At 49.2% G+C, this 6,315-nt stretch carries 5 protein-coding genes, 2 tRNA genes and 1 pseudogene; 3 read left to right on the plus strand and 5 right to left on the minus strand.

All coding sequences use genetic code 11. The features are described 5' to 3' along the window. Nucleotides 1-137 precede the first annotated feature (137 nt). Both FTE26_RS18010 and FTE26_RS20340 read right to left on the minus strand, forming a co-directional pair. Complete coding sequence (locus FTE26_RS18010; RefSeq protein ID WP_000186369.1) at nt 138-1,376, minus strand: Nramp family divalent metal transporter; 1,239 nt, start codon at nt 1,374-1,376, stop codon at nt 138-140. Continuing rightward, nucleotides 1,357-1,446 carry a protein YpeD gene (locus FTE26_RS20340; RefSeq protein WP_240811045.1) on the minus strand — a complete coding sequence of 30 codons (90 nt, stop codon included), beginning with the start codon at nt 1,444-1,446 and terminating at the stop codon, nt 1,357-1,359. Before FTE26_RS20340 ends, FTE26_RS18010 begins: the two co-directional genes overlap by 20 nt. Nucleotides 1,447-1,711: 265 nt before the next feature. Between FTE26_RS20340 and nupC the strand changes: the two genes are divergently transcribed. Then, complete coding sequence (gene nupC, locus FTE26_RS18015; RefSeq protein WP_000376337.1) at nt 1,712-2,914, plus strand: nucleoside permease NupC; 1,203 nt, start codon at nt 1,712-1,714, stop codon at nt 2,912-2,914. 49 nt (nt 2,915-2,963) lie between these two features. On the opposite strand, the gene FTE26_RS18020 is transcribed toward nupC, so the two are convergent. From FTE26_RS18020 to FTE26_RS18030, 3 genes are all read right to left on the minus strand, one after another. Beyond that, a complete protein-coding gene (locus FTE26_RS18020) occupies nt 2,964-5,153 on the minus strand; it encodes a bifunctional diguanylate cyclase/phosphodiesterase (protein ID WP_000497400.1) in 2,190 nt (729 codons plus the stop codon). 208 nt (nt 5,154-5,361) lie between these two features. Then, a tRNA-Ala gene (locus tag FTE26_RS18025) sits at nt 5,362-5,437 on the minus strand. Nucleotides 5,438-5,476: 39 nt separating this feature from the next. Then, nucleotides 5,477-5,552, minus strand: a tRNA-Ala gene (locus FTE26_RS18030). Nucleotides 5,553-5,772: 220 nt separating this feature from the next. Between FTE26_RS18030 and FTE26_RS18035 the strand changes: the two genes are divergently transcribed. Both FTE26_RS18035 and FTE26_RS18040 read left to right on the plus strand, forming a co-directional pair. Further along, nucleotides 5,773-6,132 (plus strand): YfeC-like transcriptional regulator, encoded by a 360-nt coding sequence (locus FTE26_RS18035; protein WP_000472021.1) that lies wholly within the window; start codon nt 5,773-5,775, stop codon nt 6,130-6,132. Between the two features lies 1 nt (nt 6,133). Then, nucleotides 6,134-6,241 (plus strand): annotated as a pseudogene (locus tag FTE26_RS18040) (YfeC-like transcriptional regulator); the annotation flags it as partial. Nucleotides 6,242-6,315: the final 74 nt, after the last annotated feature.

Here is a 6,315-nt window from a genome sequence, read left to right on the forward strand (position 1 = left end):
CATTCGCCAATGGAACACAATGCCTGATGCGACGCTAGCGAGTCTTATCAGGCCTACAAACCGGCTCTTTAACGCGTAGGGCGGATAAGGCGTTTACGCCGCATCCGCCAATAGTGCCAGATGCGACGCTCATTCAACTACAATCCCAGCGCCGTCCCCACCAACAACCAGATATTTAGCGCCACGACCAGCACTACAATCACCCAGCCTGTCTGTTTTACGCGTTTGCTGTTCACCAGATCGCCCATCAACTTGCTGTCACTGGTGAAAATCAGCAGTGGAACCAGCGCCAGGGCGATACCAAAACTTAACAGCACCTGACTCATAACCAGAATCCGTGTCGGATCTAATCCCATCAGAATGACAATAAATGACGGCAACATGGTGACTGTACGACGCACCCACAGCGGGATATGGAAGCGAATGAATCCCTGCATCACCACCTGCCCCGCCAGTGTCCCCACCACCGTTGAGGACAGTCCGGCAGCAACCAGACTTAACCCAAAGACCGTTGCCGCAGCATGGCTTAACAGCGGTTGCAGCGTCAGATAAGCCTCATCAAGATCGGCAACACCAGTATGACCAGAAAAGTGGAACGCCGCCGCAGCTGTAGCCATCATCGCCAGATTGACAAAACCGGCAATCGTCATGGCGATAGCCACATCCCATTTGGTGGCGGAATAACGTTGTTGACGCGAACCGCCATGTAAATGCTGAGTGAGCGAAGAGTGCAAATAAATCACATGCGGCATAATCGTCGCCCCTAACACGCCTGCTGCCAGGAAGACCGCTTCCGAAGTAGGTAAACTCGGGATCACCATTCCTTTACCCAGCTGCGCCAGGTTAGGCTGGGAAAAAATCAACTCGACAATGTAAGCCGCGGCAACAAACAACAGTAACCCACCAATCACTTTTTCCAGCGGTTTTTGCCCGCGACGTTGCAGCATTAAAATCAGGAAAGTCGCGATCCCCGTCAGCACCGCGCCCTGCAACAACGAGACACCAAGAATGAGTTTAAAACCGATCGCCGCACCAATAAATTCCGCCAGGTCGGTTGCCATCGCAATAATTTCTGCCTGAACCCAATAGAACCACACTACGGGACGCGGATAGTGATCGCGAATCTGCTCCGCCAGATTTTTACCGGTGGCAATCCCTAGTTTGGCAGAGAGGATCTGAATCAGCATCGCCATCAGGTTGGCCCAAACGACAACCCACAGTAGCTGATAGCCGAAGCTGGCACCCGCCTGAATATTGGTCGCAAAGTTACCGGGATCGATATAACCAATCGCCGCAATGAACGCAGGTCCCATTAATGCGAGCCTCATCTTGCGCGCCGCCCGTCCGCTGCTACTCTCAACGCGATAGTTCGTCATCTTGTGCCTCTAAAACATAGCCTTTGCTATGTTTCATGCTATGCCAAACGAGAATGATTATCAAATTCATTTAAATGGGTTGTGGTGATTTCTCTGATAGACCTGGATTATGACTACGAAAAGATTGATGACTTGAATGTTATGGTTATGTTTAATGTTAGCACATTTACATAACTTTCAGCTTCCATACACAACATAGCAGAAATGTATGACAGATCACTATTTTTGAAGCTTGTCACAGGACGTCATTATAGTGTGTGTCAGATCTCGTTTTCCTTAACCATGTTACATAGAATGTGCACGGAAATTTAACCTGCCTCATATTTGGAGCAAATATGGACCGCGTCCTTCATTTTGTACTGGCACTTGCCGTTGTTGCGATTCTCGCACTGCTGGTAAGCAGCGACCGCAAAAAAATTCGTATCCGTTATGTTATTCAACTGCTTGTTATCGAAGTGTTACTGGCGTGGTTCTTCCTGAACTCCGACGTTGGTTTAGGCTTCGTGAAAGGCTTCTCCGAAATGTTCGAAAAACTGCTCGGATTTGCCAACGAAGGGACTAACTTCGTCTTTGGTAGCATGAATGATCAAGGCCTGGCATTCTTCTTCCTGAAAGTGCTGTGCCCAATCGTCTTTATCTCTGCACTGATCGGTATTCTCCAGCACATTCGCGTGTTGCCGGTGATTATCCGCGCAATTGGTTTCCTGCTCTCCAAAGTCAACGGCATGGGCAAACTGGAATCCTTTAACGCCGTCAGCTCCCTGATTCTGGGTCAGTCTGAAAACTTTATTGCCTATAAAGATATCCTCGGCAAAATCTCCCGCAATCGTATGTACACCATGGCAGCAACGGCGATGTCCACCGTATCTATGTCCATCGTTGGTGCATACATGACCATGCTGGAGCCGAAATATGTCGTTGCGGCGCTGGTACTGAACATGTTCAGCACCTTTATCGTGCTGTCGCTGATCAACCCTTACCGTGTTGATGCCAGTGAAGAAAACATTCAGATGTCCAACCTGCACGAAGGTCAGAGCTTCTTCGAAATGCTGGGTGAATACATTCTGGCAGGTTTCAAGGTTGCCATTATCGTTGCCGCGATGCTGATCGGCTTTATCGCCCTGATCGCCGCACTGAACGCACTGTTTGCTACTGTGACTGGCTGGTTTGGCTACAGCATCTCCTTCCAGGGCATCCTGGGCTACATCTTCTATCCGATTGCATGGGTGATGGGTGTTCCTTCCAGTGAAGCACTGCAAGTGGGCAGTATCATGGCGACCAAACTGGTTTCCAACGAGTTCGTTGCGATGATGGATCTGCAGAAAATTGCTTCCACGCTCTCTCCGCGTGCTGAAGGCATCATCTCTGTGTTCCTGGTTTCCTTCGCTAACTTCTCTTCAATCGGGATTATCGCAGGTGCAGTTAAAGGCCTGAATGAAGAGCAAGGTAACGTGGTTTCTCGCTTCGGTCTGAAACTGGTTTACGGCTCTACCCTGGTGAGTGTGCTGTCTGCGTCAATCGCAGCACTGGTGCTGTAAAACCATACATAAAAAAGCCGGGGATCATTCCCCGGCTTTTTTACGCCTGTTAATCAGCTAATGGCTGCGGGCGACCAATCAAATACCCTTGCAGATATTGCACCCCGAGCTTATGCAATAGCGCCTGCTGCTGTTGCGTCTCGACAAACTCCGCGACCACACTCAATGACTTCGCTTTCGCCAGATCGGTAATTGATCTCACAATCATCGCATCCAGCGTGTTCGTGACAATATCTTTCACAAAGACGCCATCAATTTTGATGATATCAGCCTGCAAACGCTTTAACCGTTCGTAGTTGGCATATCCGGTGCCAAAGTCATCAATCGCAATCCGGAAACCAAACTTATGCAGCTGCTCGATGTTGTACATGCTGCTTTCTGCGTTAGAAAACGCCTGCTCCTCGGTGATCTCAAGAATGACCGCCTGCGGGGAGATGTGATAACGCTTAAACAGACGAATAATCCGCCCGGCAATATTCTTTTGCAGCAGCGTGAGCGGCATTAAATTGACTGAAAAGCGCGGTCCTTTTTTGTCGCAAGGGTGTGTTGCCAGCCACTTCAACAAGGATTCCAGCACTTGCAAATCAAAACGCGCGCTAAGGTTAAACTGAGCAATAAGGGGCAGAAACTTATCCGGGGTCATAATGCCGCCGTCATATTTCAGTCGCGCGAGGATCTCATCATAACCTTCACCCTCTTTGTTGCGAATTGGCTGGGCGTAGAGCAGCAAATCACCCTGATCTAACGCCGTGCGAATGGTATTCAGCAATAGCACCTGTTTAGTGGTCTGCCCGGAAACCATCTCCTCTCTGCTATCCAGCGCCAGCACATGATGATGTGCGCAGGATTGCTCCGCCAGCCAGCTTAACTGCCCCAACAAGGGTTGCAGGGTTTCCTGATTTCCATCAAAACGCCCCCAGGCAGCACCATAGCCCATATCCAGCCCGGTATTGTTCCAGTGAATTTGCCGACTATTCAGGATGTTAACCATATGCTGGAGTCGCCCTTCCGTTTCCGGCCCGCTCAGCACTAACAGCAGTTCACTACCCGGCAATTGATACAACTTTTCGTTTTCCTGCATCAACGGCAGCAGCGTACGGCAAATTGAGCGGATACAGTGAACGCGCATCATTAAGCCGTAATGACGACTCATAAACTCAAGATTATCAATGCGCAGGCAGCAAAAACTCTTGCCCGCCTCTTGCTCCGGCGCTTGTTCCAACGCACGAAAGTTGGGTAGGAGCGTTAACGGATCTGTCAGCGCCTGCAAATGCCAGCGGCGATTAAGCCATTCACTGCGATGATAAATGCGCACCATATAGAGCAGGCAAACGCTAAAGGAAATCAGCACCGCAAGAATAAATGCCAGCGAATATTCGGTTTCCACCCCTTGCAAAAAGTTCTGGTTGTAATTCAGCAGGCAAAGCGTTGAAACAGCCCAGGTGAGATTTAAAAACGGATAGCGAAGCTTACCGACCCCGAGGGTAAAGATGATGAAGAAAACGGGTACCAAGTAACCGGCAATAAAGTCGTTTTCATAAGGTGTGCACAACAGAAGTAGCAGCACGCTTAACGCTGCCAGCCAGCTTAAGGTAAATGCGCGTTTCTCTTTGCCCAACGACGGAGCGATATCCCTGCGCCACAATATCTGCGCAAAGTGGGGACTTACAATCATGCGAGTGAGATAGTAGAAAAGCATGTTGTAAATCAGCACAGCGGTGAAAAGGCTTAGCAAATCAACGACCGTGAAAATGGCATCCGCATCGCCGAAAAAGGTGGATATCTTTAGCGGGAAATCAAAGAAGCTCCCCACAAGATACATGCTGCATTTGATGCCGATCGGCGTCACCAAACCAAGCCAGAACAGACGTTGCCAGACATATCGGCTGGTCAATCCATAACGCCAACGCGTCCCCAGCTGCCAGCGTAATATTGCGCAGGCACACAACACGACAAACGTCTGGCTACCGAGCATGACCGCAGTCTGTAAAAAAGAGAGATGAAAGTTCCACAGATTGGTGCAAAACATCCCGCATAAAACGGGAACGACACCGCGCCAGCCAAAGATAAACAAGATTGACAGCATTACGCACAGTGGCATCCACGCCAGAAAGATATAACTGGAATGGATAATGGCAAGTGGCGAAATAAAACGGGATAGCTGAATAAGTACCACGGTGAGCGTAAACGCTAGTGTGAATATCTTGATATTTTTTATCAGGTTATGCTCCACAAACATGAGTACACTACTCTCACTGATCGGGGTTTTCAGGCACACAAATAATAAGTTTATTCGCATCGCGAAGCAAACAGGGGGCCAGCCTGTTGCCGATTTTTCATCCAATGATGCTTTCACCAGGCGGCACTAACCCGGACGTAGACTGTATTACAAAAGCGGCAAAAAGCAGAGACAAAAAACCCCCGCTTTGCAGCGAGGGTTGGAAATTTGGTGGAGCTAAGCGGGATCGAACCGCTGACCTCTTGCATGCCATGCAAGCGCTCTCCCAGCTGAGCTATAGCCCCACGATGCGTTTACGTACCAAGTTTGCTGGGTGCAAAATTTGGTGGAGCTAAGCGGGATCGAACCGCTGACCTCTTGCATGCCATGCAAGCGCTCTCCCAGCTGAGCTATAGCCCCGTCACGTAAAGCTTGTCGAGTTGACGGGCGGCATCATATGAATTCCGCCCGAATGTGTCAACGGCAAATTGCAACGTGTAGTTTCAATCGCTGAAAAATCAGGCAAATGAACAATTTTGGAAAACCGCTCGCATTCAGTAGTTATTCATGTCACGGTTTCCTGTAAAGTGGTGTTATAAAATGAACTACTAATAGACCCACATACATTCAGGGAATTGTTATGTTCAAGGAGAGGATGACACCAGATGAACTTGCCAGACTGACCGGCTATAGCCGCCAGACCATTAATAAATGGGTACGCAAGGAAGGCTGGACAACGTCACCAAAACCTGGCGTCCAGGGTGGCAAAGCCCGACTGGTTCACGTCAATGAACAGGTTCGTGAATATATTCGCAATGCTGAACGTCCAGAAGGTCAGGGAGAAGCGCCTGCCCTTTCTGGTGATGCGCCGCTTGAAGTATTGCTGGTGACACTGGCGAAAGAGATGACGCCAGTTGAACAAAAACAGTTTACATCCTTGCTTCTGCGGGAAGGGATTATCGGATTGTTACAACGCTTAGGGATTCGCGATAGCAAATAATATGAAAAGATTACGCAACAAAATGACCACCGAAGAACTGGCTGAATGCCTCGGTGTGGCTAAACAAACTGTTAACCGTTGGATCAGAGAAAAAGGCTGGAAAACGGAATCTATGGTCACTCCCGTTTTTGCAACACCGATTTTGACGACAAGTTGGCTTGCTTGAATCTATCCGGCGTCTGA

Source organism: Escherichia sp. S10b (assembly GCF_028421345.1).
In the GTDB taxonomy this organism is placed as follows: Bacteria; Pseudomonadota; Gammaproteobacteria; order Enterobacterales; family Enterobacteriaceae; genus ECMA0423.